Here is a 24,125-nt window from a genome sequence, read left to right as displayed (position 1 = left end):
GACCATAATGGCCGGGTGCGATCAGTAGCAGAACACCAGCGCGTCGTCACCGACATCATCCGGGCACGTCCGGCGGTGACACTCGCGTTGAGGGAAGCCCAGGGCCTGGTCCTGGCCGGCGACGTGGTCGCGCAGCTGTCGCTACCGGTGTTCGACAACTCGGCGATGGACGGGTACGCGGTTCGCGCCGAGGACACCGCGGGTGCGACGGACGAGCATCCGGTGATGCTGCCGGTGGCCGAGGACATCCCCGCCGGGCGCACCGACGAATTGCGGCTGGCACGCGGCACCGCGCACCGCATCATGACCGGCGCGCCGATGCCGTCCGGCGCCACGGCTGTCGTGCCGGTCGAAGCCACCGACGGCGGCGTGCAAACGGTGGCGATCCGACAGCAGGCCACGCCGGGTAAGCACATCCGGCGTGCCGGCGAAGACGTCGCCGCCGGCACCACCGTGCTGCACGCCGGCCAACACGCGACGCCGGCCGCGCTCGGTTTGGCCGCGGCCCTGGGACTGCCCGAACTGACCGTGATTCCGCGCCAACGGGTGCTGGTGATCTCCACCGGATCCGAACTGGTGCCGCCGGGTAGCCCGCTGCGGCCGGGGCAGATCTATGAGTCCAACGCCGTCATGCTGGCCGCCGCGGTGCGCGACGCGGGCGCCGTGGTGGCGGCCACCGAGACCGCCGGCGACGACGTCGCGCAGTTGGCGGCGATCATCGAGCGCTGCGCGGGTGACGCCGACCTGATCATCACCAGCGGCGGCGTCAGCGCCGGGGCGTACGAAGTGGTCAAAGACGCCTTCGGCCGGGCCGGCGACCAGGGCGTGGAATTCGTCAAGGTGGCGATGCAGCCGGGAATGCCGCAGGGCGTCGGCGTGGTGGCGGGCACACCGATCGTGACTCTCCCGGGTAACCCGGTCAGCGCGCTGGTGTCCTTCGAGGTGTTCATCCGGCCGGCACTGCGCATGGCCATGGGTTTTCCCGATGCGTTGCGGCCGCGGCGGGCCGCGATGCTCACCGAGTCGGTGACCTCGCCGCGCGGCAAACGGCAGTTCCGGCGGGCGGTACTGGACGCCGACAGCGGGCAGGTCACCAGTTACGGCCCGCCGGCCTCCCACCATCTGCGCTGGCTGGCCTCGGCCAACGCGCTGCTGGACCTGCCGGAGGACGTCGTCGAGGTATTCGCCGGAACCGAGGTGCAGGTCTGGGATCTGTCCTGATCTCAGACCGCCGGTGACACGATCGCGTCGCGGTGGCATTGGCCGGCCGCTTCGAACGCGCCGGTGTAGTGGATCGCTACCGAGGCAACCGAGATCGTCAGCGCCGTCGGCACCAGCGCCATACCGGCACCCAGCGTCGCGAATCCCGGCACGCTCAGCACCGGATTGGCGCTGACCAGCGCCCAGGACTGGGCCGAGGCTCCCCCGATTACTCCATCCCCGAGGGCCACTGCAGCCAAAGTCCGGCAGTCGCGGAGATCGGCCGGATCGGCACCGGATCGACTCGGGCACACCGGACGCCCGCCTTCCGTAAGATGACCGCGTGGCACGACGCCCCCGCCGCCCTTCCGCTCAGGAGGGCCCCTCCTACCCGGAACCGACGCTGAGCCCGCAGCACCTGCTGGCGTTGGTGCGATCCACCGTTCCGCCGATCCACCCGGCGGGGCGGCCGTTCATCGCTGCCGGCCTGGCAGCGGCGTCGGCCGGGATTCTGGGCCAGGCCGCCACCGGACGCAATCTTCGCTGGCTGCGCCGGACGGGTCTGCTGGCCGCGGGCGCATGTGCCGGGTTCTTCCGGCACCCCTCCCGGGTGCCACCCACCCGGCCCGACGCCATCGTCGCACCCGCCGACGGCGTGATCTGCGTGATCGACTCCGCGGCGCCGCCCGCCGAACTCAGCATGGGCGCCGCACCCCTGCCCCGGGTCAGCATCTTCTTGTCGATTTTCGACGCCCACGTGCAGCGGTCACCGGTGAGCGGCGAGGTGATCGCCGTGCAACACCGGCCCGGCCGTTTCGGGTCCGCCGATCTGCCCTCGGCCAGCGACGACAACGAGCGCACCAGTGTGCGGATCGGCACCCCTAGCGGCGCCGAGGTGGTCGCCGTGCAGATCGCCGGGTTGGTGGCGCGCCGCATCGTGTGCGACGCACATGTCGGGGACAAGCTGTCGATCGGTGACACCTACGGCCTGATCCGGTTCGGCTCGCGGCTGGACACCTACCTGCCGCCGGGCGCGGAACCCGTGGTCAGAGTGGGCCAGCGGGCGATCGCCGGCGAGACTGTACTGGCCGACCTGCCATGATGACCAAGCCCCGGATCAGGCGAGGGGTGAACCTGCATCTGTTGCCCAGCGCCATGACCGTGCTGTCCATCTGCGCAGGCTTGACTTCTATCAAGTTCGCCCTCGACCACAAGCCGATACCCGCGATGGCGCTGATCGCGGTGGCCGCCATCCTCGACGCCCTGGACGGCCGAGTGGCCCGCATCCTGGATGCCCAGTCGCGGATGGGCGCCGAAATCGACTCCCTGGCCGATGCCGTCAACTTCGGCGTGACGCCCGCGCTGGTGGTATACGTGACGATGCTGTCCAAATGGCCGGTCGGCTGGATGGTGGTGCTGCTATATGCGGTATGTGTGGTGTTGCGGTTGGCCAGGTATAACGCTCAGCTGGACGACGGCACCCTGCCCCCCTACGCGAAGGAATTCTTCGTCGGAATGCCCGCGCCGGCGGGCGCGGTGTCCATGATCGGTCTGATCGGCCTCAAACTGCAGTTCGGCGAAGGCTGGTGGACGTCGGTGTATTTTCTGGCCTTCTGGATCACGGGCACGTCGCTGCTCATGGTCAGTGCCATCCCAATGAAGAAGATCCACACCGTCGCGGTGCCGCCGAACCTGGCGGCCCCACTGTTGGCGGTGCTGGCGATCGTGGCGGCCGCCGCCGTCCTGGCACCCTACATCCTGATCTGGGCCATCATCATCTCCTACGTGTGCCACATCCCCTTCGCGGTACGCAGCAAACGTTGGCTTGCCGAACATCCCGAGGTGTGGGGCGAAAAACCCAAGCAACGACGTGCCGCCCGGCGCGCGATCCGCCGAGCCCAGCCGCACCGGCGGTCGATGGCGCGGCTGGGGCTGCGTAAGCCGGGCGGGCGGTTGTGACTCGTTCCGGCGACCCGGTTGGGACTCGCCCCCTCGGGGCCCCGCAGCTGACGCTGACCGCCCGGCTGAATACCTCGGCCGTCGACTCGCGCCGGGGTGTGGTGCGGCTGCACCCGAGCGCCATTGCCGCCCTGGGCATCCGGGAGTGGGACGCGGTATCGCTGACCGGGTCCCGGACGACCGCGGCGGTGGCCGGCATGGCCGGCCTGCACATTCCGGTCGGCACCATCCTGCTGGACGACGTCACGCTGTCCAACGCCGGAGTACGGGAAGGCACCGCGGTGCTCGTCAGCGCGGTCACCGTCTACGGCGCGCGAACGGTGACGTTGAGTGGCTCGACGCTGGCCTCTCAGTCGATCTCGCCGCTCACCCTGCGCCAGGCCCTGCTCGGCAAGGTGCTGACCGTCGGCGACGCGGTGTCACTGCTGCCCCGCGACCTGGGTCCCGGCACCTCGACGTCGGCGGCCACCCGCGCGTTGGCAGCGTCGGTCGGGATCAGCTGGACCTCGGAGCTGTTGACGGTGACCGGCGTCGATCCCGAAGGACCGGTCAGCGTGCAGCCGAACTCCCTGGTCACCTGGGGTGCCGGCGTACCCTACCGGGCGTCGACGGCCGCGGAGAAGGCCAGCGTCGCCACCCCGGAGATCCAGGTCGAAGAGCTCAAGGGCACCCAGCCGCAGGCCGCCAAGCTCACCGAATGGCTCAAGCTGGCCCTCGACGAGCCCCACCTGCTCAAGACCCTGGGGGCGGGTGCCAACCTGGGGGTGCTGGTGTCGGGTCCGGCCGGCGTCGGCAAGGTGACATTGGTTCGCGCGGTGTGCGCCGGGCGCCGGCTGGTGGAGCTGGACGGACCGGAGGTCGGCGCGCTGGCCGCCGAAGACCGGCTCAAGGCCGTGGCCGCTGCCGTGAAGGCAGTGACGGCGGTGCGTGACGGCGGCGGCGTGCTGCTGATCATCGACGTCGACGCCCTACTGCCGGCGACCCCCGAGCCGGTGGCCTCACTGATCCTGGCCGAGTTGCGCACCGCGGTGGCCACCGACGGCGTGGCGGTGATCGCCACCACCGCCCGGCCCGACCAGATCGATGCGCGACTGCGCGCGCCCGAGCTGCTGGACCGGGAACTCGGTCTGCCGCTGCCCGACGCCGGCACCCGCAGGGCATTGCTGGAAGCGCTGCTGCGGCACGTCCCCACCGGTGACCTTGACCTCGACGAAATTGCTAGCCGCACACCGGGTTTCGTCGTTGCCGACCTGGCCGCGCTGCTGCGCGAGGGGGCACTGCGGGCCGCCTCGCGGGCCAGCGCGGACGGCCAGTCACCGAAACTGAACCAGGACGACCTGGTCGGCGCGCTGACCGTCATCCGGCCGCTGTCCCGCTCGGCCGGCGAAGAGGTCGCCGTCGGCAGCATCACACTCGACGACGTCGGCGATATGGCCGAGGCCAAGCAGGCGCTGACCGAATCGGTGTTGTGGCCATTGCAGCACCCCGACACCTTCGCCCGGCTGGGCGTCGACCCGCCCCGCGGGGTGTTACTCTACGGCCCGCCCGGCTGCGGCAAGACCTTTGTAGTGCGAGCGCTGGCCAGTACCGGGCAGCTGAGCGTGCACGCGGTCAAAGGCTCCGAGCTGATGGACAAGTGGGTCGGCTCGTCGGAAAAGGCGGTGCGCGAGTTGTTTCGGCGCGCCCGCGACTCCGCGCCGTCCCTGGTGTTTCTCGACGAGGTCGACGCGCTCGCACCCCGGCGCGGCCAAAGCTTCGATTCCGGAGTGAGCGACCGGGTGGTGGCGGCGCTGCTGACCGAGCTCGACGGCATCGACCCGCTGCGCGACGTCGTCGTGCTGGGCGCCACCAACCGGCCCGACCTGATCGACCCGGCCCTGCTGCGCCCGGGGCGGCTGGAACGCCTGGTGTTCGTGGAACCACCGGACGCGGCGGCGCGGCGCGAAATTCTGGGTACCGCCGGCAGGTCGGTCCCGCTGGCCGCCGACGTCGACCTGGACGAGGTGGCCGCGGGGCTCGACGGGTACAGCGCCGCCGACTGCGTGGCCCTGCTGCGGGAGGCTGCCCTGACCGCGATGCGGCGTTGCATCGATGCCGCCGACGTCACCGCCGCCGACCTGGCCGCCGCCCGGGAAATCGTACGGCCGTCGCTGGATCCGTTGCAGGTAGCGGCGCTGCGTAGCTTTACCGAGGGCCGTTAGCAACGCGGGCCGGCTGCACGACCGATAACCGGCGCGTTATCCGGACAGCTGGAACTCCACTATCGCGGCCACCGCGTCGACGGCCTCGCCCAGCGCTGCCAGCCGGCCCGCCGCCGACGGCGCCGACAGCACCGCGTAGCGATCAGCGGTGCCCATCGGAATCCGAGATGCCAACGCATACAGACGTTGCCCCGCTTCCGGGTCGGCACGGCCGTAGCCCAGCAGTTCGTCTCGACCCGGCAACTGCGCACCACGGGCCGCCGCGATCCGGTCGAACAACGCCATCACCCGATCCTCGAGTTCGAGCAGCTGCGCTTCGGTCACCGGTTCTGCGGGCTCGTCGGGCCAGCTGTGCGCGATCGCCCGCGGATAGGGATCGTCGGGCAGCCACTCGGCCACCCGAATGCGTTCGGCGGTGCGGCAACGCAACAGGAATCGGCCGAGGCCGAGATCGGCGCATTCCTCGATCCTGGCCAATGTCCCTACGTCACAACGTGTTTCACCACCACCGACCTCACGCCCGCGCGAGATCAGCACGACGCCGAACGGATCGCCGCTGCCCGTGCAGTGCCGCACCAACGCGGTGTAGCGCGGCTCGAAGATGCGTAACGGCAGGTCCTGGCCGGGCAGTAGCGCCGTCTCGAGCGGGAACATGGGCAGCTCCACCGGTGCGAAAGACGCCATCAGCTAAACCTAAGGCCATCGAGGCGGGAGTTGATAGCCCGACCCTAGATGTCGAGCTCCGCAACCAGTGCGTCGACGACGGCGCGCAGGTCACCGTCATGGTCCTCGGCCACCCGCCGCTGCCGCTGGTAGGAAGCACCCACCCGGGGGATCTCGGCCACCGCGGCCAGCTCGTCGGCACAGTTCAGCGATTTGGCGACCGGCTCCAGCCGGGTCAGCAGATCGTCGAGGTCCTCGGTGACCAGCCGCTCGTTACTGTCGGCGTCCAAGATGATCACCGCGTCCAGGCCGTAGCGAGCGGCACGCCACTTGTTTTCCTGGACATGCCACGGAGGCATGGTCGGCAGCGTCTCCCCGGCGTCGAGCCGGCGGTCCAAGTCGACCACCAGGCAATGGGTGAAGGCGACCAGCGCGCCGAGCTCACGCAAGTTGGAGATGCCGTCGCACACCCGTATCTCGATCGTGCCCAGATGCGGTGAAGGTCTTATGTCCCAACGGATTTCGTCTATATGGTCGATGATGCCGGTCTTCTTCTGGTCGTAGACGAAGCCTTCGAACTCGGCCCAGGTTTGGAACTGGAACGGCAACCCGGCGGTGGGCAGCTGCTGAAACATCATGGCCCGGTTACTGGCATAGCCGGTGTCTTCGCCGCCCCACCAGGGTGAGGATGCCGACAGCGCCAACAGGTGCGGGTAGTAGTTGAGCAGCGACGAGATGATCGGCATCACCTTGTTGGCCGACGAGATCCCGACGTGGACGTGCACGCCCCAGATCAGCATCTGGCGGCCCCACCATTGGGTGCGTTTGATCAATTCGGCGTAGCGCGGCGCGTCGGTGAGCTTCTGGGTCGACCACCGCGCGAACGGGTGGGTACCGGCGCAGAACAACTCCATGCCGCGGTCCCGGACGATCCGGCGCGCAGAGCCCAGGGTGTCACGCAGATCCTGCATCGCCTCGGCGGCACAGTCACAGATACCGCTGACCACCTCGACGGTGTTGCGCAGCAATTCCTTGTGGACGCGCGGGTTTTCGCCGATCTCGGCGATGACCGCGGTGGCTTCGTTGCTCAGATCCCGGGTCTGCGCGTCGACGAGGGCGAACTCCCATTCCACACCGACGGTCGGCCGTGGTGACGGGGCGAAATCGATTCGGACATCACCTTTGTTGGGCGTCCTGTTGACCGGCGAGCTAGCCGGCACCGATGACACCACACGCGACCCGCTTGCCGGCGTCACCGGTGGTCATCGTGGTCTGATCGGGTCCCGGTGTCCCGTTGGCCTGGGTGTAACGGTCCGCCGGGATGTTGGCGAAATTGTCGGCTCCGGCGTGAATGATGATCGCGGTTTTTTCGCCGCTCACCAGGTCGTCCATGGTGAAGGCATCGGTGGTGGTCACCAGCGTGCCGCTGCCGTCACCACGCACCTGCAGCGACGTCAAGTCACCATTGGATTGTCCGGCCTTAGCACGCCCGGGCACCTGGAAGTGCCCGCCGGCGGACAGGAAGTCGCCCGGAGCCCCGCCGGACGGGGCGACCGAATTGGGCTCGCATTTGCCCGCCTGGTGGATGTGCACGCCGTGGAAGCCGGGTGCGAGGCGACCGGTGCCGGTTGTCACGATCGTGATGGTCGCGTACCCGTTGGCGAACTCGAACTTGGCGGTCGCAACCTCGGTGCCGTCGGGTGCCCGCAGCTGGGTGGTCAAGCCCTGTGCGCCGGGCACTCCCTCCTGATGGCCCCGGCCCTCCGACGGCGCGGGTGATCCGGTCCAGACTGACGGCGTGGTACCCGGTGTTGTCGAGGCGTGTTGCGGTGACGAGCACGCACTTGCCAGCGCGACGCAAGCGGCCGCGGACAGGGCGGACAGGGTGGCGGCTACGACGGGGCGGTGACCGGCGGGCATAGACATAGCGGAGAGCCTAGCCTGGCGCCCAAGCGGGTCGAAACGACCCGCTTGGAAGCCGGGCGATTAGACCCAGCCTGGCGCCCAAGCGGGTCGAAACGACCCGCTTGGAAGCCGGGCTCAACCCGTGACGAGGACGATGACGCCGGGCGGTTGGTCGGCAAGTTCGGCGATGCGCCGCTCGACGGGCGCTCCCAGTTTCTGTCCCACCGCGTCCGCGGTGGCGCGCTCGCCCTCGGCATCGCCGTAGTAAACGGTGGTGGCGGAGACATCCGACACGGCGAGGTTGGTGACCTCGGTCACTTTGAAACCGGCCGCCTTGAGTTGGTCCGCGGTCCGCCCGGCGACTCCCTCTTTGCCGGAGATGTTGTACACCCGCACCTCGGCCTGGTTCGCTGCGGGCTTGGCGCTGGTCGAGCTGGGCGCGGTGCTGGTGGTCGTCATGCCGGCCACCGTCGACGAGTCGTCGTCGGATTTCCCGGACGAACCCAGGGCTTGCCAGCCCAGCAGCAGGAAGATGACACCCAAGAACAGCAGCACCATCACCATGGCCCGCAGGGGAAGCCCCGTAGAGTCGGGTACGCGCTCGTTCATCGAGCCCACTGTAGCCAGGAGTGGCCCGAAACCTGTAACGGCACGTCAAAAGGTGGACGGGTGTCAGGTCACCTCGAAGCCGAGGCGCCGCGCCGCCCGCGCCTTCTGACGGCTGGCTCGCAGCCGCCGCAGCCGTTTTACCAGCATGGGGTCGGCGGCCAGCGCCTCGGGCCGGTCAACCAGCGCATTGAGCACTTGGTAATAGCGTGTCGCCGACATGGAGAACAGCTCTTTGATCGCTTCTTCCTTGGCACCGGCGAACTTCCACCATTGACGTTCGAAAGCCAGGATGTCGTGCTCGCGACGGGTCAGACCTTCGGCAATGTCAGAGTCGTCCCCCGCTCGATTTGCCCGCGCCATAGCGCCGTCCATATTGGTTCCCCTGGGCCCTTCCGGCGAATGCTCACTTGGCTCGAATGACTTGACCTACAAAGGCGCATGTTCCGGCGAATATTGAACCACGCCGGGAACTGTTGCCCGGTGAGCCTGACCCGCGAGTCGGCCGATTGACTGCACGCAGCGCGGTGATCGCCCAAGGCCGTCACGTCCACATGAGTGTGCGTTGGAGGCTTCGAGAGTGCGAATACGGCGGCCCACAGGCGTCAGGCGCACCGTCCGTACACACTCAAAGCCACCAATGCACAGGCGGCCGGGCTGGGCGACTCGACGGGCCAACTCGACCGCCCACGTTGTCCACCCGCCGCGGCGCGGCGCGGATGGTCGGCCCGCCTAAGCTAGCCGACCATGGCAGTTGTACCTATCCGCATCGTGGGCGATCCCGTCTTGCACACTCCGACCAAGCCGATACCGGTCGGCGCCGACGGATCGCTGCCGGCCGATCTGCCGCAACTGATCACCGACATGTACGACACCATGGACGCCGCGTACGGCGTCGGCCTGGCCGCCAACCAGATCGGCTACGGACTGCGGGTGTTCGTCTACGACTGCGCCGAGGACCGCGGCAAGACCGCGCGCCGCCGAGGGGTGGTCGTCAACCCGGTGCTGGAGACTTCCGAACTCCCCGAAACCATGCCCGACCCGGATAACGACGAAGAGGGCTGCCTGTCGGTTCCCGGCGAGTCGTTTCCCACCGGGCGGGCCAAGTGGGCGCGGGTCACCGGTCTCGGCGCCGACGGCACACCGGTCGACATCGAGGGCACGGGCCTGTTCGCGCGGATGCTGCAGCACGAAACGGGACACCTGGATGGCTTCCTGTACCTGGACTGCCTGATCGGCCGGTATGCCCGCAGCGCGAAACGCGCGGTCAAGTCACACGGCTGGGGCGTGCCCGGCCTGTCGTGGCTGCCGGGCGAGGGCCCCGACCCATTCGGTCACTGATGGCGGTCTCGTGGCCGGACGCCGGGACGCGGGTGACGGTTCGCTACCGTCGGCCCACCGGGTCGGTCCCGCCGCTGACCGACGCGGTCGGCCAACTGCTGACAGTTGACCCGACGGTGCGGGTGCGGACGAAGACCGGCGCGACCGTCGAGATCGCACCCGCCGACGTCGTGGCGGTGCGGGTACTGACCGATGCGCCGGTACGCACCGCGGAGATCCGGGCCATCGAGCACGCGGCGGCCAAGGCCTGGCCCGGTGTGGAACATGCCTGGCTGGACGGCTGGCTGCTGCGAGCCGGTCACGGAGCCGCTCCCGCCGATTCGGCAGTGCCGCTGGACATCTCGGCCCGGGCCGGCACCGTGCCCGCGATCGCCGACTGGTACCGGGCCCGCGGCCTCACGCCTCGGCTGGCCATCCCCGACCGGCTGCTGCCCCAGCCGACCGGATGGGTGCCCGAACACACCGAACGCCTCCTGGTGCGCGACGTCGACGACGTGGAAGAAGTAGCCACCCGCCGAACCGACCGCTCGATCACCGTGTCCGCCCGTCCCGACGAAAGCTGGCTGCGGCTCGACGACCGCCGGATACCCGTTGACGTCCTTATCGCAGTCGTCGACGGTGAACTCGCTTTCGGCAGCTGCCCCGGGGTGGCCGCCGCACGCGCGGCCGTCACCGACGCACCGGACGGCACGCGGTGGGTGGGGCTGTCGGCACCCCGCGACGGCGAGCAGTCCCGCGCCGCCCCACTGTATGAAGCACTGCTGGCCTGGGGCGCTCGCCGCGGCGCGACCCGCGCATACCTGAGCGTGCCGGACGCCGGCCCGGCCCAGCTACTGGGTTTCCGGCCGCACCATCGCCGCCGCTACCTGCGGCCACCCGATAGCCTCTAGCCATGCCCGAGGGCACCCTGCGGCTGGCCACCTGGAACGTGAATTCGATTCGCACCCGCCTGGACCGTGTCCTCGACTGGCTTGCCCGCGCCGACGTCGACGTATTGGCCATGCAGGAGACCAAGTGCGCCGACGGCCAGTTCCCCGCGCTGCCGCTGTTCGAACTCGGCTATGAGGTGGCACATGTCGGCTTCGATCAATGGAACGGTGTGGCAATCGCATCCCGGGTCGGTATCGACGATGTCCAGATCGGCTTCGACGGCCAACCCACCTGGAGCCGTAAACCGGAGGTGGCGGCCACGGCGGAGGCTCGCGCCCTGGGTGCCACCTGCGGCGGCGTGCGGGTGTGGAGTCTGTACGTGCCCAACGGTCGCGCCCTGAACGATCCGCACTACACCTACAAGTTGGATTGGCTTGCGGCGCTGAAGAATACGGCCGAAGGATGGTTACGCGACGATCCCGCCGCCGCCATTGCGCTGACCGGCGACTGGAATATCGCTCCGACCGATGACGACGTCTGGAGCACCGAGTTCTATACCGGAGCCACGCACGTCTCCCAGCCGGAGCGCAACGCGTTCAATGCCATTGTCGACGCCCAATTCGCCGATCTGGTAAGGCCTTTCACCCCCGGACCGGGGGTCTACACCTACTGGGACTACACCCAGCTGCGGTTTCCGAAGCGGCAGGGAATGCGTATCGACTTCATCCTCGGCTCGCCCGCGCTGGCGCGCCGTGTCGTCGACGCGCAGATCGTCCGCGAGGAGCGCAAGGGTAAGGCGCCCAGTGACCACGCGCCGGTCTTCGTCGATGTACGCGACGACTCGACTGCATAACCGACAGACACTCTCCGGTCACTCTTCGTTGTCCTGGCGTTGGTAACGTGGCAGGCTTTTAGTAGACATGCGTGCTGTGAAGTGTGCGGCCCAGAGTAGATAAACGATTACAAGCCAGGGAGTCATCATGGGAGTCGTCGGCGGAGCGGTCCGCAGCGTTGGTCGAACGGTGAGTCAGGCCGCCACGGTGACCACGGCGGCCGCCGGCGCCGTCGGCGGCGCGGCGGTCAACGGCGTTGTCGGCGGCGTAAAGGGAGCCGCGGAAGGCATGCAGCGCGGACTCAGCACCGGCACCAAGTCGACACCGGCGGCCGCGTTGGCCATCGGCGCGCTCGGCGTCACCGGAATTGTCGAGTGGCCGATCCTGTTGGCTGTCGGGGGCGGCGCGTTGTTGTTGCGCCGGATGAACAAGAAACCCGGGGACTCCGGGCCGCCGGTGAAGGCGAAACTCACCTCGGTACCCAGCGAGTCCGAGCCGGAAAAGGCCCCACCGCAAAAGACAACCGGCAAGGCACCAGCCAAGAAGACGGCCGGGCGTCGGGCAGGTAGCACCGAGCTGCGCAGCACCAACTGACGGCGGTGTTGAGCACCCGTTGAGCATTGCCAAGTCCATAACACGGTCTCTGCCGCTGCGCGCCCTCGCGACTGGCATTCAAGCGACCACCGCGCTTACTGTCGCATCGGTCACGGTCGCCGCGGACGTCGCCGAAACGCTGGGCAAGAGGGCGGGTTCGGTCACCAAGGTGTGTTTCGAGGCGTGTTTGGAGGCCGGCACCGCGCCGCTGCGCGACGGAGCCAATGCGGTTTCCGGCGAGCTGTCCCGCGAGACACTGAGCCGGCACTGCTGGCGCGGTGACGACCGCGCCTGGATCGAGGTGCGGGGCCTCGGCGACGACGGCGAACTCGGCCGCCTCGTGCTCGAGTCGATACGGGCCCACCCCGGCGTGGCGTCGGCCAGCCTGAACTACCCGTTATCCCGTGTCGTCGTCGGCATCGACGAGCCGGCGACAACGCTGCGGGAGCTGTGCCGGGTCGTCGCTGATGCCGAAAAGCGTTACTGCTCAACGCACGACGCGTATGTCCGCACGCCTGCCCGCAGCCTGCCGGGCGATGGCGTGGTGCTGGCTACCCGAGCGGTGACCCTGGCCGCCAACGCCGCCGGGCTGGGCCTGGCGGTCAGTGGCCGGGCCCTGCGCTGGCCCCGATTGCCGATCAGCGTGCTCGCGGGCGTGGTGGCGCTGGACTATCAGCCGCGATTGCGCGGCCTGCTCGAAGAACGCATCGGCGCCGCGGCGACCGACACCGTCATGACCCTGGCCGTCGCCGCGGCAGAGACGCTCACGCAGGCGCCGGCGTCGCTGTCGGTGGGCCTGGCGATGCAGACGCTCAAAGCCGCCGAATCCCGTGCCGCCGCGCGGGCCTGGCACTACCACGAACCACTGTTGGCGCGGTATGCGGACCAAGCCCCGAGGGAACCAGTCCGCCGGTCCGCGCCTACCGTCGAGCGCGCTACCGGGCGTTTTGCGCTCATCCAGGCGATCAGCGCCGGTCTGGTCGGCGCCAGCACCCGCAACCTGGACATGGCCGCCACCGCCACGCTGGTGGCCACGCCGAAGGCCAGCCGAACCGCCCCCGAGGCGTTTGCCGCCGCGCTCGGGCAGGGGCTGGCCGATCACCATCGGGTGTTGCCGTTGCGCCCCGAGGGCCTGCGCCGCCTGAGCAAGGTCGACGCGATCGTCGTCGACCCTCGGGTACTGTGCACCGAAAAACTGAGGGTGGCCCGCATCGTCGGCGCCGAGCAGGACGAGCTGTCGGCGGCCTGGAACCGCGCGCAGCTCCTCCTGGAAAAAAACGGTCTTCGTCCCGGCTGGCACCCGGTTCCCGGAATGACTTCTGGCACAACGGACTCCGGTGTCAGAGCGCTTTTTCTGCCGGCCCACGACCCATTCGCCGCGGCCGTGGTGGCCGAGGCACATCGCACCGGAGCGGAACTGGTCGCGGTCGACGACGGCTCGTTGGGCGAGCTGCGGCCGGCATTCGACGATATCCGGCCGCTGCGAAAAGGCGCGCCCAACGGCTCGATCGACGATGCCCTGGCCGGCGCGGTGGCCGATCTGCACGAGGCCGGCCGGACCGTAGCGGTGTTGTCCGCAATTGGTGGGCAAGCCATTTCGTCGGCAGATGTGGCGCTGGGGGTATTGCCGCGCGACGTGGCCGGCCCGACGTGGCATGCCGACCTGTTGCTACCCGACCTTGCCGCCGCCTGGCGCATGATGCACGCCATTCCCGCGGCCCGGGAAGCACGCCGGCGTGGCATCGAAATCTCTGGTGGCGCATCGGCTTTGGGCGCTTTGCTGATGCTGCCCGGGGTCCGCGGGCTGGGTCCCGGACCAGTGACCACCGGAGCGGCGGCGGGGATGCTGTCGGGATATCTGTTGGCGCGCAAGATCGTCGGTGCGCAGCCGCCGCGCCCGGCGGCCTTCCACGAGTGGCACGCAATGTCTGCCGAGCAGGTCCGTAAACTCCTGCCGTCACCGGATGACCCGGCGCAGCCGGCACCGGAGCACTCGACACTGGCCACCCGCGCCATCGCCGGTGGCATTCACACGGCACAGCGCGGTGCCCGGATGACCGTGGGGCCCGCGCAGGCGATCGGGCAGTTTCTCGGTGCGGTGCGCGCGGAATTGTCCGATCCGCTGACCCCCATGCTGGCGCTGGGCGCCACCGCCAGCGCGGTGCTGGGGTCGCCCGTCGACGCGGTGATGGTCGGCTCGGTGCTGACCGGCAACTCGGTACTCGCTGCGACTCAGCGGTTGCGCGCCGAAAGCCGACTGAATCGCCTACTGGCGCTGCAGGTTCCGCCGGCCCGGAAGGTGGTGACCGGCGCGGGCGGACAGCGGGTGTACCGCGACGTCATCGCCGAGCAATTGCAGCCCGGCGATGTCATCGAGGTGCGAACCCACGAGGTGGTCCCCGCCGACGCCCGGGTGATCGAGGAGGTCGACGTCGAGGTCGACGAATCCGCGCTCACCGGCGAATCGCTGTCGGTGACCAAACAGGTCGACGCCACCCCGGGTGCGGACCTGGCCGAGCGCCGTTGCATGTTGTACGCGGGCACCACCGTCGTCGCGGGTACCGCGGTCGCGGTGGTGACCGCCGTCGGCGCCGACACCCAGGAACGGCGCGCGGCCGAACTCGTTTCCAGCGACCTGTCCAACGTCGGTCTGCAATACCAGCTGAGCCAGCTCACCAACCGGGCCTGGCCGGTCAGCATGACCGGCGGCGCGGTGGTCACCGGGCTGGGGCTGCTGCGCCGCCAGGGCCTACGGCAGGCGGTGGCCAGCGGCATCGCGGTCACCGTCGCCGCCGTCCCGGAAGGCATGCCGCTGGTGGCGACGCTGGCACAACAAGCCTCGGCGCGACGGCTGACGCAGTTCGGCGCGTTGGTCCGCATCCCGCGGTCGGTGGAGGCGCTCGGCCGGGTCGACATGGTGTGCTTCGACAAGACCGGGACACTGAGCGAGAACCGCCTGCGCGTGGCCAAGGTGCGCCCGGCGCCGGGGTACAGCGCTGACGAGGTGCTGCGCTGCGCCGTGCACGCCGCTCCCGCCACCAACGGCGGCCCGCAGCTGCATGCCACCGATGTCGCGATCGTGGCGGCGGCGCCGTCCGGTGTGGCCGGCAACGGGGACCCACCCGACGCTCACCTTCCGTTCCGGTCCGGCCGGGCGTTTTCGGCCTCGGTGTCGGGCACCGAGCTGACGGTCAAAGGTGCGCCCGAGGTGGTCTTGGCGGCCTGCGGCGCCGATGGCCCCGACATGGACCGGACGGTCGCCGCACTGGCCGCCGACGGGTTGCGGGTGATCGCGGTCGCGCGTCGTGAGCTCGACCCGCAGCAGGCTCGCTCGGTGCTGGACGACCCCGACGACATCGCCCAGTTCTGTCGCGACGGCCTGTCCCTGGTGGGCTTCCTCGGGCTGTCGGACACGCCCCGCGGCCCGGCCGCCCAACTGCTCGCGGACCTGCACGAGCACGGGCTCGACGTGCGGCTGATCACCGGCGATCACCCGATCACCGCCGCCGCGATCGCGCAAGAACTGGGTATGTCGGTGACCACCGACCAGATCATCAGCGGTGCGCAGTGGGATGCGTTGTCGCGCAAGGACCAGGAACAGGCGGTGGCCGAGCGGACTATCTTCGCCCGGATGACCCCGGAGAACAAGGTGCAGATCGTGCAGACGCTGGAACGCAGCGGGCGGGTCTGCGCGATGGTCGGCGACGGCTCCAACGACGCCGCCGCGATCCGGGCCGCCACCGTGGGGATCGGTGTCGTCTCGCACGGTAGTGACCCCGCCCGGGTCGCCGCCGACATGGTGCTGATCGACGGCCGCATCGAATCGCTGCTGCCCGCCATCCTGGAGGGTCGTCAACTGTGGCAGCGGGTCCAGGCGGCGGTGTCGGTGCTGCTGGGCGGCAACGCCGGCGAGGTGGCATTCGCGATCATCGGCAGCGCCATCAGCGGAACCTCGCCGTTGAACACCCGACAGCTGCTGCTGGTGAACATGCTGACCGACGCGTTGCCCGCCGCGGCGCTGGCGGTCAGCAAGCCCCGCGACCCGACGAGCCCGGACGCCCGCGGCCCGGACCAGCGTGTGCTGTGGCAGGCGGTAGGCGTCCGCGGGGCGACCACCGCTGCCGCGGCCACTGCGGCGTGGACGATGGCGAGGTTCACCGGCCTGCCGCGGCGCGCATCGACCGTGGGACTGGTCGCACTGGTCGCGGCCCAGCTGGGCCAAACCCTGCTGGACTCCCATGACTGGCTGGTGGTGCTCACCGCGCTGGGCTCACTGGCCGCGATGGGAACCCTGATCAGCATTCCCCTCGTCAGCCAGCTGCTCGGCTGCACCCCGCTCGGCCCGGTCGGGTGGGCGCAGGGCCTGGGGTCGGCCGCCGCCGCGACCGCCGCGATGGCCGTTCTGAACCGCATTCTGGACAGTACGGATGCGGAACCGGATCCATCGGGCCCGCTGCCGGCTTCCGCTCCACGATCTCCACGACCCCGACACGCCACAGCAGCGCGTAAAGCTCCCGCAACGGCACGCTCAGCACCGCGGCTATCGACGAAACCAGCGGATCGGCCAGGGCGTCGGTCGTCGACATACTCCCGACGGTGACCCTACGACACTGCTCGGCGGCAAACCCTTCGTTACTGAAAGGCAAATGATGGTAGAAAAGAAGGCTCGTCGCGGAACATCGCAGCGTGAAGCCGTGAAGAAGATCAGAGAGGGCGAGACCTTCGTGGTTAATCTTCCGTTGGTAGGACAACTCGAAGTGCCGCGGCCCGAACAACTGGCCTACTACGGCGGTCTGGCCGCGCTGGCCGCCCTCGAACTCATCGACTGGCCGGTCGCTTTGGTGATCGCGACCGGACACGTCCTGGCGAACAACCACCACAACCGGCTCCTGGAAGAACTCGGCGAGGCGATGGAAGAGGCCTAACTCCTAACCAGGTCTGGTCAGGTCTGGTCAGTTCCCCGTCAGTGCCCTGCCGCGCCGTCGAACTGCAGCGCAACCCGGGTTCCGCCGGCAGTACGGACGGTGTCGACCCGGTCAGCGAGCCCGCCCATCAGGGTGAGCCCGCGTCCGCGCCGCTGGCTGCGCAGGCTGGCCGAGGAATCACCTGCCCACCGGCCGGAGTCGCTGACGGTGACCACGACCCGGTCCCGGTGCAGGAAAGCCTCGATGGAGACGGTTTTGCGGGCATCGCAGCCGCTGCCGTGTTCGATTGCGTTGGTCACCGCTTCTCCCGTGGCCAGCAGGATCTTGTCGCTACCGGCGGGTGCGATGTCGAGGGTTGCCAACCAGTCCCGCAGGCGCTGCCGAGCGCCCGGGATTTCCGCCGGCACAGCGCGCAACACGGTGGCGAAACTGCGCGTCCCGACATGGCTGGGCCGAAGCGCCAGCACCACGACGTCGTCGCGGTAGCCGTCCGGGGGGCACATGCGGTGCAGCAGTTCGGTGCAGACCGCGTCGACGGGCAGCCCGGCGCATGCTGCGGCCGCGGTGTGCAGACGGGCGAATCCCTGGTCGAGCGTCTCCCCGGCCCGTTCGATCAATCCGTCGGTATAGAGCAGGATCAAACTTCCCACAGGTAGCTCAGCATGGCCGGTGGCCTCGGCGGAGTCTTCTCCGTACGTGGCCACCGGGGGCCGCCGGCCCGACCGGAGATAGACCGGGCGACCGTCCGCGGAGACCAGCAGCGGATAGGGATGCCCGGCACACAGATACCGCATGGCTCCGCACCCGGCATCCGGTCGGGCGTCGATGACGGCGTAGGCAACGGTGGCGCCGCGGGCACCGGCGATGGTAGCCGCATACTTGTCCAGCGCCGCCAGCACATCGGACGGCTCGGCCGACGTGAGCGCGGAGGCAGCCACCGCCGCGCGCAGTCGGCTCATCACGATCGCGGCGGGCAGACCATGCCCGACGACGTCACCCACCGAGATCCCGATCGTGCCGTTGTCGTCCAACGGCGTCACCGAATACCAGTCGCCGCCAACCCGCATCGCTTCACCCGCCGGTTGGTACACCGCGGCCACCACCGCGGCCGTCGACCCGCGATTCAGGTCGAGAAGGTGCTCCTGGAACGAGACGGCAATCCGGTGTTCCTGGGCTCTGAGCAGCACCCGGTCCAGTGCGGATTGGGTGAATTCGGCGATCCGGGTAAACATGTCGAGTTCGGCGGCGTCGAACTGGCGCGGCGTGGGCCAGAGCAGGATCAGCACTCCGACGACACGGCCGGTGCGACCGCGCAGCGGGTGGGCGACACAGGCGCGCACACTGGCAGCGGTGTCCTGCACGGCGTGTTGATAGCGCGGCGGCAGCGCCAGGGTGTCGCTGACGACCATGGGTGTTCCGCGGCGGATGACGTCGGGTCCGACCAGGGGGCTGTTCAGCGAGACCACGTGATACCGGTCGCGCACTTCGGCGGGAAGCCCGCCGGCGTATTCGAAGCGGGCGTAATCGCCGTCGACAACCCCGATTCCGACCGCGGCCGCGTCCGAACCGAACCGGGAGTCGAGCATCGCGGCCAGTATTCCGGCCACCGAGTCGGTGGCCTGCAGCGCGGCGTCAAGCTCGGCCAGATCCACCGCCAGTCCCCGCCGCCTGCGCTCGCGGTCGACGGCGGCCAGCCGCGACTTCACCCGTTCGACGAGTTCCTGGGACCGGAACGGCTTGGGCAGGTAGTCGTCGGCGCCGCCGGCAAGGCCTTCGCTGACGGCTTCGGCGCCGGCCCGGGCGGACAGCATGATCACCGGCGTGGCCGCCAGGACCGGATCATCACGAATTGCCGCGACGAATTCGAATCCGTCCAGGGACGGCATCATGACGTCGGTCACGATCACATCCGGGTGCAGCCGGCGAGTCGCATTCAGCGCCGCCTCGCCGTCGGCGACCAGCACGGTCTGCCAGTGCGGCGACAACACCCGGTCCAGATAGGCCCGCATGTCGGCGTTGTCGTCGACGATCAACACCAGCTCGCCGCCCTGGTCACGGGTGATCTGCGTGCGCGGCGCCGACGACCCCACCCACTGGCTGGCCTCCTCCACGTACGGATTGTTCCCGCCCTTCGTTCGGGTGTACGGCGGGTCGACCGCGGTGTCGCCCACCGACGACGGAAGCCGAATGGTCACGGTGGTACCGCGACCCGGTTCACTGTCGATCTGCACCGTGCCGCGCTGCAGCTCGACCAGCCCGCGCACCAGGGACAGTCCGATGCCGGTGCCCTCCGCGCTGCGCCCGCTGACGTTTGCCGCCCGGTAGAAGCGCTCGAACAGGCGGCCCAGGTCGTGTCCGGCAATCCCGACTCCGGTGTCGCGCACGGCAGCGCGGCAGTGCGCGCCTTCGCTGCGCACCTCGACCGTGATCGATCCGGTCAACGTGTACTTGACGGCGTTGGACAGCAGGTTCAACACGATCGTCTCCCACATGTCCGGATCGACATCGGCTAACACTGGATGACAGTCCAGCACCAGATCGAGACCTGCGCGCGCACACAGCTCGCTGAACGAGGAAGCGATATCCGAGGTCAACGCCCCCACGTCGGTGCATGCCAGCTTCGCGTTCGCCCGGCCGGCTTCGATGCGGGAGAAGTCCAGCAGCGAGTCCACCATCCGCTGCAGACGCTGCGCGTTACGTCGCGCAGTGCCCAGCCGTTCGGCCAGGAGTGTGCCGGACCCCGCGTCGGACTGCGCGTCGTCGAGCGGCCCGAGCAGCAGCGTCAGGGGCGTGCGGAACTCGTGGCTGACGTTGGTCAAAAAGGCTGTCTTCGCCCTATCCAGTTCGGCCAGCGCATCGGCTCGCCGCCGTTGCTGCTCATAGGAGCGCGCCGCTGCGAACGCCGCGGACAGCTGGTCGGCGAGCAGCTGGCAGAAGCTGTGATACAGCGGGTCCAGCGGACGGCGCGGATTCGTCCCGACTACCAGCGCCCCGGGGGCCGAGTTCTCGCCGAGCGGCAGCACCAGCGCCTGCCTCGGGCAGTCCTGGGTGAAAACTGTGTCGATGCCAGGCATCAGCTCGTCAAGGTGGCCGATGACGAGCGCCGTCTCCCGCGATCGCACTGCGGGATCCCACCCTGTCAGCAACGCCAGGTCGGCGGGCAGCACCGGCTGCATCGACGGCGTGGCACCGCGCAGCGGGGCCCCGTCCCTATCGGTGTCGGGCCCGTCGCGCACGTAGACCGCGATGAACGGCAGATCCTCGGGCTGGCCGGCACAGGCGGTGACGGCTGCGCTCACCGCGTCGTCGATAGTGCGGGTCTCCATGGTCGCCGATGCCACGGCATTGAGCAGGTGCAGGCGGCGCTCGCTCAGCACCCGCTGGGTGGTTTCGATGACGGCACAGAAGACGGCGGTGACGGCGCCGCGGCCGCCGATGATCGGGCTGTAGGTGAACGTGAAGTACCGCTCCTGCGGCATGCCCGCCGTCACCAGCGGCAACATCAAGTCATCCGACCAGGTGGCCTTGCCGGTCGTCACGACTCCGGCCAGCATCGGCCCGATCGCTGTCCAAATTTCCGGCCACACCTGCCGGCCGGCAGCGCCCAGAGCCGCCGGATGCTTGTCACCCAGGATGTGCGCATACGCGTCGTTGTACATCAGGAACAGCTCTGTCGGGCCCAACCACAAGACGATGGGAAACCGCGACGTCAAAGCCACCGCCACCGCCGCACGAATCTCGGGTGACCAGTCGGCGGGGGGGCCGAGCGGATGAACTGCCCAGTCGAATTCGGCGAAACGCCGGCCCATCTCACCACCCAACGGGACCGCGGCCGCCAGGTCATCGGGTAGCTGTCGCCTACCGGATGTGCTGGGCGGGGCCGGCTCGCTCATCGCGCCTGTTCACAGCTCCTTGGGTCGGGCCGTCTGCAGTGCCTGCGCCAGGGTTGGGTAGATCTGGAGAATGCGGTCCAGCTCGGTCACCTTTATCGGCTGGGTGACCTGACCGTGGCCGGCGACCAGCCGGACCGACGTCCCGGCGGCGGCGCCCTGCTCGTGGCAATCCAGTACCGCGTTCAATCCCGCGCTGCCGAAGAACGTCACCGGCTGCAAATCGATGACGACCAGGCGGGCGGGGTGGGTGGCGGCCAGCTGCAGGGCCGTGGTCAGGTGGGCGGTGAGTTCGTCCACCGTGGTCGAGTCGATGTCACCCTCGGCACGCACCACAACGGCGTCCTGGCGAACCTCACACTCGACCGCCAGCAGGTCCATGGCCCTCACTCCGCCCGCGAACATGTCGAATTCCGGTTGCTAACTGGGGCGGGGCGCCCGACCCACGCCTGCGCCGTCCTAGATCGCTACAGCCTAATCCGGTCCGGCCGGGATACGTTCATGCACCGTCAGCAACAGGTGGTCGAACTGGCTTTGGACCGTCGCCGACGGGGCCGGCAAGGTGGCGACTTCGGCGACCAACTGCTTTGCCAGTGCGCGCACTTTGGTATTGGTCTCTTGCGACCGCCACTGCAGGACACGGAAGGCTTGCTCGGGACTGACCCGGTACACGGCCATCAGCACACCCTTGGCCTGCTCGATCGCCGCGCGGTTCTCGAACAGGTCGGGTAGGGCCTCGTCGAGCACTTCCTGCCGGGCTTCGTCGAAGGTGTCGGTGAGGTCGATGTAATAGCCGGCGGTGCCCAACACCGCACCCGAATCGTCGAGCATGCGATCGGCCACGACGATCGCGTCGTGCACGTTGCCCCCGGTGTCGACGAATCGATGACGGCTCGAAAACGAGCCACCCGAGCGCAACGCGTAGTCGAGCAAGTCCTGGACATGGGCGCGATCGTCGGGATGTTTGTGCGACAGCAGCAGCTTCGTCGTCGGCACAACCGATCCGGGTTCGTAGCCATGCATTCGTGCTACTTCGTCGGACCACTCCCAACGTTGACCGACGAACCAGAAACGAAAACCGCCGACATTCAAGTATTCACTGGCCCCGGCGGGCAATGCGCCGCCGGTCGGATGGTCACGGCAGTCGGGCAGGTGCACGTGTGAAATCATCCCACTTCGTCAGCCGACCGGCCAGCAGGATCCAGACGCATCGACACAGCTGTGCCGCGCTGCGCGGCCGCGAGCACCTTCTGTTAAATACGCCAAATCCGGCGGTCAAGCGGCGGTAAGCTACTTTAGCCTGACGGGAGCACATCATGTCCTTTGTGATCATGTCGGCGGCTGAAGTGGCCTCGGCAGCAACGGATCTCAGCAAAATCGGTTCGACAATCGGCCTCGCCAACTCGATGGCGGCCACCCCGACGACTCAAGTGCTCGCCGCCGGCGCCGATCAGGTGTCGGCCGCGGTCGCGGCGCTATTCGGTACCTACGGGCAGCAGTATCAAAAGCTGAGCTCCCAGATGGCCGCGTTTCACGACGAGTTCGTGCGGACACTCAACGCCGGAGCCGCGTCCTATGCCAGCGCCGAGGCCGCCAGCGTCCAGCAGATGCTGCTAGACGCGATCAACGCGCCGACCCAGGCGCTGTTGGGCCGCCCACTGATCGGCGACGGAGCCAACGCGACGACGCCCGGCGGTAACGGCGGGGCCGGCGGCATCCTGTTCGGCAACGGCGGTAACGGCGCGCCGGGCGCGTCGGGCCAGGCCGGCGGTAGCGGCGGACCCGCCGGGCTGATCGGCAACGGCGGCGCCGGCGCGACCGGAGGCTTGGGCGCACCAGGGGGTAGCGGCGGCGCCGGCGGGTGGTTGCTCGGTAACGGCGGAGCCGGCGGAACCGGTGGCGCAGGTGTGGCCAACGGTGGATCCGGCGGCGTCGGCGCCCCCGGTGGTGCCGGCGGCAGCGGCGGTGCGGCCGGACTCTGGGGCAGTGGCGGGACCGGCGGAGCTGGTGGCGTGGGCGGGTCCCTAGATGTGAACGACACCGAGGGCGGGGCCGGCGGGGTCGGTGGCTCCGGTGGGGCCGGCGGGCTGCTCTACGGTAACGGCGGGGCCGGCGGATCCGGCGGGGCCGGCGGGGCCGACACCGGAAGTCCCATCGGGCTTGGCGGAACTGGCGGCACCGGCGGCGCCGGGGGCGCGGCGAGGCTGTTCGGCGTCGGCGGGGCCGGCGGGACCGGCGGGAGCGGAGGCACGGCTAACGGCACATCTGGGGCCGGCGGAATCGGCGGGCTGGGCGGGCACGGGGCTGGCGGCGGGTTGCTGTGGGGCGATGGCGGAGCGGGCGGTGCCGGCGGCAACGGGGGCGCCGGCACCATCTTCTCGCTCGGGGGGATCGGCGGTGACGGCGGCAGCGCCTCGCTGATCGGCACCGGCGGGGCCGGCGGGGCCGGCGGCAATGCCGACACTTCAAGTGCCAACGGCGGTTTCGGCGGGCACGGCGGTAACGCCGGTAACGGCGGCCAGCTGTTCGGCAATGGCGGAGCGGGCGGCGCCGGCGGAAACGGAACTATTGCCGCCGATCAAAACGGCGGGGGCGGCGGCGGTGGCGGTCGCGGCGGTTTCGCCGGGCTGATCGGTAATGGCGGGGCCGGCGGCGCAGGCGGAAACGGCGCGGCCAGCTCGGCTGCGTTCGGGACCGGCGGGTCCGGCGGCGCCGGCGGGGCCGGCGGCGACGCCAAGCTGATCGGCAACGGCGGGGCCGGCGGGGCAGGGGGAACCGCGGACCAGGGCGGGCCCAACGGTAACGGCGGTAAGGGCGGTAGTGGCGGGGCCGGCGGCCATGGCGGGGGGCTGTTCGGCGACGGCGGATGGGGCGGGGCCGGGCAGGCCGGCGGGGCCGGTGGCGCCGGTGGATCCGGCGGCCAGGGTGGCTCGGGCGGCGACGGCGGTGACGCCGTGGGGTTGATCGGCAACGGCGGCAACGGCGGGGCCGGCGGCGGCGGTGGGCTCGGCACTCCCCCCGGTGGCGGCGGCAGCGGCGGCAAGGGCGGTACCCGTGGGCAGCTTTTCGGTACTCCCGGTGCGCCCGGTGCGCCAGGCTGACGGTAAGACTCCGCCGCCCCTGCACAGCGGTGCCGCG

At 69.5% G+C, this 24,125-nt stretch carries 20 protein-coding genes and 1 pseudogene; 11 read left to right on the top strand and 10 right to left on the bottom strand.

The genetic code is table 11. The features are described from left to right. The first annotated feature begins 15 nt into the window (after nt 1–15). Nucleotides 16–1,221, top strand: a complete 1,206-nt coding sequence (moeA, locus tag EET10_RS03065; RefSeq protein ID WP_063466938.1) for a molybdopterin molybdotransferase MoeA — start codon at nt 16–18, stop codon at nt 1,219–1,221. 2 nt (nt 1,222–1,223) lie between these two features. Here the strand turns inward: moeA and EET10_RS03060 are convergent, their stop codons facing one another. Then, nucleotides 1,224–1,451, bottom strand: a complete 228-nt coding sequence (locus tag EET10_RS03060; protein ID WP_036398803.1) for a hypothetical protein — start codon at nt 1,449–1,451, stop codon at nt 1,224–1,226. 92 nt (nt 1,452–1,543) lie between these two features. Here EET10_RS03060 and EET10_RS03055 point away from each other — a divergent pair, with 92 nt between their 5' ends. The 3 genes from EET10_RS03055 to EET10_RS03045 are packed head-to-tail and all read left to right on the top strand — an operon-like array spanning nt 1,544 to nt 5,360. Then, a complete protein-coding gene (locus EET10_RS03055) occupies nt 1,544–2,302 on the top strand; it encodes a phosphatidylserine decarboxylase (RefSeq protein WP_081260480.1) in 759 nt (252 codons plus the stop codon). Next, nucleotides 2,299–3,159, top strand: coding sequence for a CDP-diacylglycerol--serine O-phosphatidyltransferase (pssA, locus tag EET10_RS03050; RefSeq protein WP_036398805.1), 861 nt, complete (start codon nt 2,299–2,301; stop codon nt 3,157–3,159). The genes EET10_RS03055 and pssA overlap by 4 nt, the downstream gene beginning before the upstream one ends. Further along, the gene (locus tag EET10_RS03045) at nt 3,156–5,360 is read left to right on the top strand and encodes an AAA family ATPase (protein ID WP_099187979.1); all 2,205 of its coding nucleotides are present in this window, start codon (nt 3,156–3,158) and stop codon (nt 5,358–5,360) included. The genes pssA and EET10_RS03045 overlap by 4 nt, the downstream gene beginning before the upstream one ends. Nucleotides 5,361–5,396: 36 nt before the next feature. Here EET10_RS03045 and EET10_RS03040 read toward each other — a convergent pair whose 3' ends face one another. The 5 genes from EET10_RS03040 to napA all read right to left on the bottom strand — a co-directional run bounded on the left by EET10_RS03040 (nt 5,397) and on the right by napA (nt 8,909). Continuing rightward, a complete protein-coding gene (locus tag EET10_RS03040; RefSeq protein ID WP_036398807.1) occupies nt 5,397–6,044 on the bottom strand; it encodes an LON peptidase substrate-binding domain-containing protein in 648 nt (215 codons plus the stop codon). Nucleotides 6,045–6,088: 44 nt separating this feature from the next. After that, nucleotides 6,089–7,252, bottom strand: a complete 1,164-nt coding sequence (locus EET10_RS03035; RefSeq protein ID WP_423793595.1) for a glutamate--cysteine ligase — start codon at nt 7,250–7,252, stop codon at nt 6,089–6,091. Next, entirely contained in the window at nt 7,233–7,949 is a 717-nt protein-coding gene (sodC, locus tag EET10_RS03030) for a superoxide dismutase[Cu-Zn] (protein ID WP_036398809.1), read from the bottom strand. The genes EET10_RS03035 and sodC overlap by 20 nt, the downstream gene beginning before the upstream one ends. A 114-nt stretch (nt 7,950–8,063) precedes the next feature. Beyond that, a complete protein-coding gene (locus EET10_RS03025) occupies nt 8,064–8,537 on the bottom strand; it encodes a LytR C-terminal domain-containing protein (protein ID WP_036398811.1) in 474 nt (157 codons plus the stop codon). A gap of 63 nt (nt 8,538–8,600) precedes the next feature. Continuing rightward, nucleotides 8,601–8,909: a nucleoid-associated protein NapA gene (gene napA / locus EET10_RS03020; protein ID WP_023370272.1), complete on the bottom strand. Its 309-nt coding sequence runs from the start codon at nt 8,907–8,909 to the stop codon at nt 8,601–8,603. Nucleotides 8,910–9,281: 372 nt separating this feature from the next. Between napA and EET10_RS03015 the strand changes: the two genes are divergently transcribed. The 5 genes and pseudogenes from EET10_RS03015 to EET10_RS31900 form a co-directional block, all read left to right on the top strand. Continuing rightward, nucleotides 9,282–9,875, top strand: a complete 594-nt coding sequence (locus EET10_RS03015; RefSeq protein WP_036398813.1) for a peptide deformylase — start codon at nt 9,282–9,284, stop codon at nt 9,873–9,875. Further along, on the top strand, nt 9,875–10,765 hold the full coding sequence (locus EET10_RS03010; protein WP_036398815.1) for an N-acetylglutamate synthase, CG3035 family: 891 nt from the start codon (nt 9,875–9,877) through the stop codon (nt 10,763–10,765). Before EET10_RS03015 ends, EET10_RS03010 begins: the two co-directional genes overlap by 1 nt. A gap of 17 nt (nt 10,766–10,782) precedes the next feature. Next, on the top strand, nt 10,783–11,598 hold the full coding sequence (locus tag EET10_RS03005) for an exodeoxyribonuclease III (RefSeq protein WP_174719724.1): 816 nt from the start codon (nt 10,783–10,785) through the stop codon (nt 11,596–11,598). 127 nt (nt 11,599–11,725) lie between these two features. After that, a complete protein-coding gene (locus EET10_RS03000; RefSeq protein WP_036398818.1) occupies nt 11,726–12,172 on the top strand; it encodes a hypothetical protein in 447 nt (148 codons plus the stop codon). Nucleotides 12,173–12,905: 733 nt separating this feature from the next. Continuing rightward, nucleotides 12,906–16,520: pseudogene (locus EET10_RS31900) on the top strand (HAD-IC family P-type ATPase); the annotation flags it as partial. On the opposite strand, the gene EET10_RS30460 reads toward EET10_RS31900, so the two are convergent. Then, nucleotides 16,483–16,758 carry an Rv1535 domain-containing protein gene (locus EET10_RS30460; protein WP_244601825.1) on the bottom strand — a complete coding sequence of 92 codons (276 nt, stop codon included), beginning with the start codon at nt 16,756–16,758 and terminating at the stop codon, nt 16,483–16,485. The pseudogene EET10_RS31900 and the gene EET10_RS30460 sit on opposite strands and share 38 nt — an antisense overlap. 63 nt (nt 16,759–16,821) lie before the next feature. Between EET10_RS30460 and EET10_RS02990 the strand changes: the two genes are divergently transcribed. Further along, a complete protein-coding gene (locus tag EET10_RS02990) occupies nt 16,822–17,097 on the top strand; it encodes a hypothetical protein (RefSeq protein WP_099188630.1) in 276 nt (91 codons plus the stop codon). Nucleotides 17,098–17,135: 38 nt separating this feature from the next. Here EET10_RS02990 and EET10_RS02985 read toward each other — a convergent pair whose 3' ends face one another. From EET10_RS02985 to EET10_RS02975, 3 genes are all read right to left on the bottom strand, one after another. Beyond that, on the bottom strand, nt 17,136–20,990 hold the full coding sequence (locus EET10_RS02985; RefSeq protein WP_122501888.1) for a SpoIIE family protein phosphatase: 3,855 nt from the start codon (nt 20,988–20,990) through the stop codon (nt 17,136–17,138). 9 nt (nt 20,991–20,999) lie between these two features. Then, the gene (locus EET10_RS02980; protein WP_036398821.1) at nt 21,000–21,368 is read right to left on the bottom strand and encodes an STAS domain-containing protein; all 369 of its coding nucleotides are present in this window, start codon (nt 21,366–21,368) and stop codon (nt 21,000–21,002) included. 93 nt (nt 21,369–21,461) lie between these two features. Then, nucleotides 21,462–22,157: a PAS and ANTAR domain-containing protein gene (locus EET10_RS02975; RefSeq protein WP_081260477.1), complete on the bottom strand. Its 696-nt coding sequence runs from the start codon at nt 22,155–22,157 to the stop codon at nt 21,462–21,464. 146 nt (nt 22,158–22,303) lie between these two features. On the opposite strand from EET10_RS02975, the gene EET10_RS02970 reads away from it, so the two are divergent. Continuing rightward, on the top strand, nt 22,304–24,088 hold the full coding sequence (locus EET10_RS02970; protein ID WP_122501887.1) for a PE family protein: 1,785 nt from the start codon (nt 22,304–22,306) through the stop codon (nt 24,086–24,088). Nucleotides 24,089–24,125: the final 37 nt, after the last annotated feature.

Origin of the sequence: Mycobacterium pseudokansasii (genome assembly GCF_900566075.1) — a bacterium.
In the GTDB taxonomy this organism is placed as follows: Bacteria; Actinomycetota; Actinomycetes; order Mycobacteriales; family Mycobacteriaceae; genus Mycobacterium; species Mycobacterium pseudokansasii.
This window is presented reverse-complemented; position numbering and strand designations above follow the sequence as displayed.

What these genes read in the sequence shown, in the direction of transcription:
- pssA (WP_036398805.1), top strand. Translation starts at nt 2,299, where the DNA reads ATGATGACCAAGCCCCGGATCAGGCGAGGGGTGAACCTGCATCTGTTG.
- EET10_RS03040 (WP_036398807.1), bottom strand. Translation starts at nt 6,044, where the DNA reads ATGGCGTCTTTCGCACCGGTGGAGCTGCCCATGTTCCCGCTCGAGACG.
- sodC (WP_036398809.1), bottom strand. Translation starts at nt 7,949, where the DNA reads ATGTCTATGCCCGCCGGTCACCGCCCCGTCGTAGCCGCCACCCTGTCC.
- EET10_RS03025 (WP_036398811.1), bottom strand. Translation starts at nt 8,537, where the DNA reads ATGAACGAGCGCGTACCCGACTCTACGGGGCTTCCCCTGCGGGCCATG.
- napA (WP_023370272.1), bottom strand. Translation starts at nt 8,909, where the DNA reads ATGGACGGCGCTATGGCGCGGGCAAATCGAGCGGGGGACGACTCTGAC.
- EET10_RS03015 (WP_036398813.1), top strand. Translation starts at nt 9,282, where the DNA reads ATGGCAGTTGTACCTATCCGCATCGTGGGCGATCCCGTCTTGCACACT.
- EET10_RS03010 (WP_036398815.1), top strand. Translation starts at nt 9,875, where the DNA reads ATGGCGGTCTCGTGGCCGGACGCCGGGACGCGGGTGACGGTTCGCTAC.
- EET10_RS03000 (WP_036398818.1), top strand. Translation starts at nt 11,726, where the DNA reads ATGGGAGTCGTCGGCGGAGCGGTCCGCAGCGTTGGTCGAACGGTGAGT.
- EET10_RS30460 (WP_244601825.1), bottom strand. Translation starts at nt 16,758, where the DNA reads ATGTCGACGACCGACGCCCTGGCCGATCCGCTGGTTTCGTCGATAGCC.
- EET10_RS02990 (WP_099188630.1), top strand. Translation starts at nt 16,822, where the DNA reads ATGGTAGAAAAGAAGGCTCGTCGCGGAACATCGCAGCGTGAAGCCGTG.
- EET10_RS02985 (WP_122501888.1), bottom strand. Translation starts at nt 20,990, where the DNA reads ATGAGCGAGCCGGCCCCGCCCAGCACATCCGGTAGGCGACAGCTACCC.
- EET10_RS02980 (WP_036398821.1), bottom strand. Translation starts at nt 21,368, where the DNA reads ATGGACCTGCTGGCGGTCGAGTGTGAGGTTCGCCAGGACGCCGTTGTG.
- EET10_RS02975 (WP_081260477.1), bottom strand. Translation starts at nt 22,157, where the DNA reads ATGATTTCACACGTGCACCTGCCCGACTGCCGTGACCATCCGACCGGC.
- EET10_RS02970 (WP_122501887.1), top strand. Translation starts at nt 22,304, where the DNA reads ATGTCCTTTGTGATCATGTCGGCGGCTGAAGTGGCCTCGGCAGCAACG.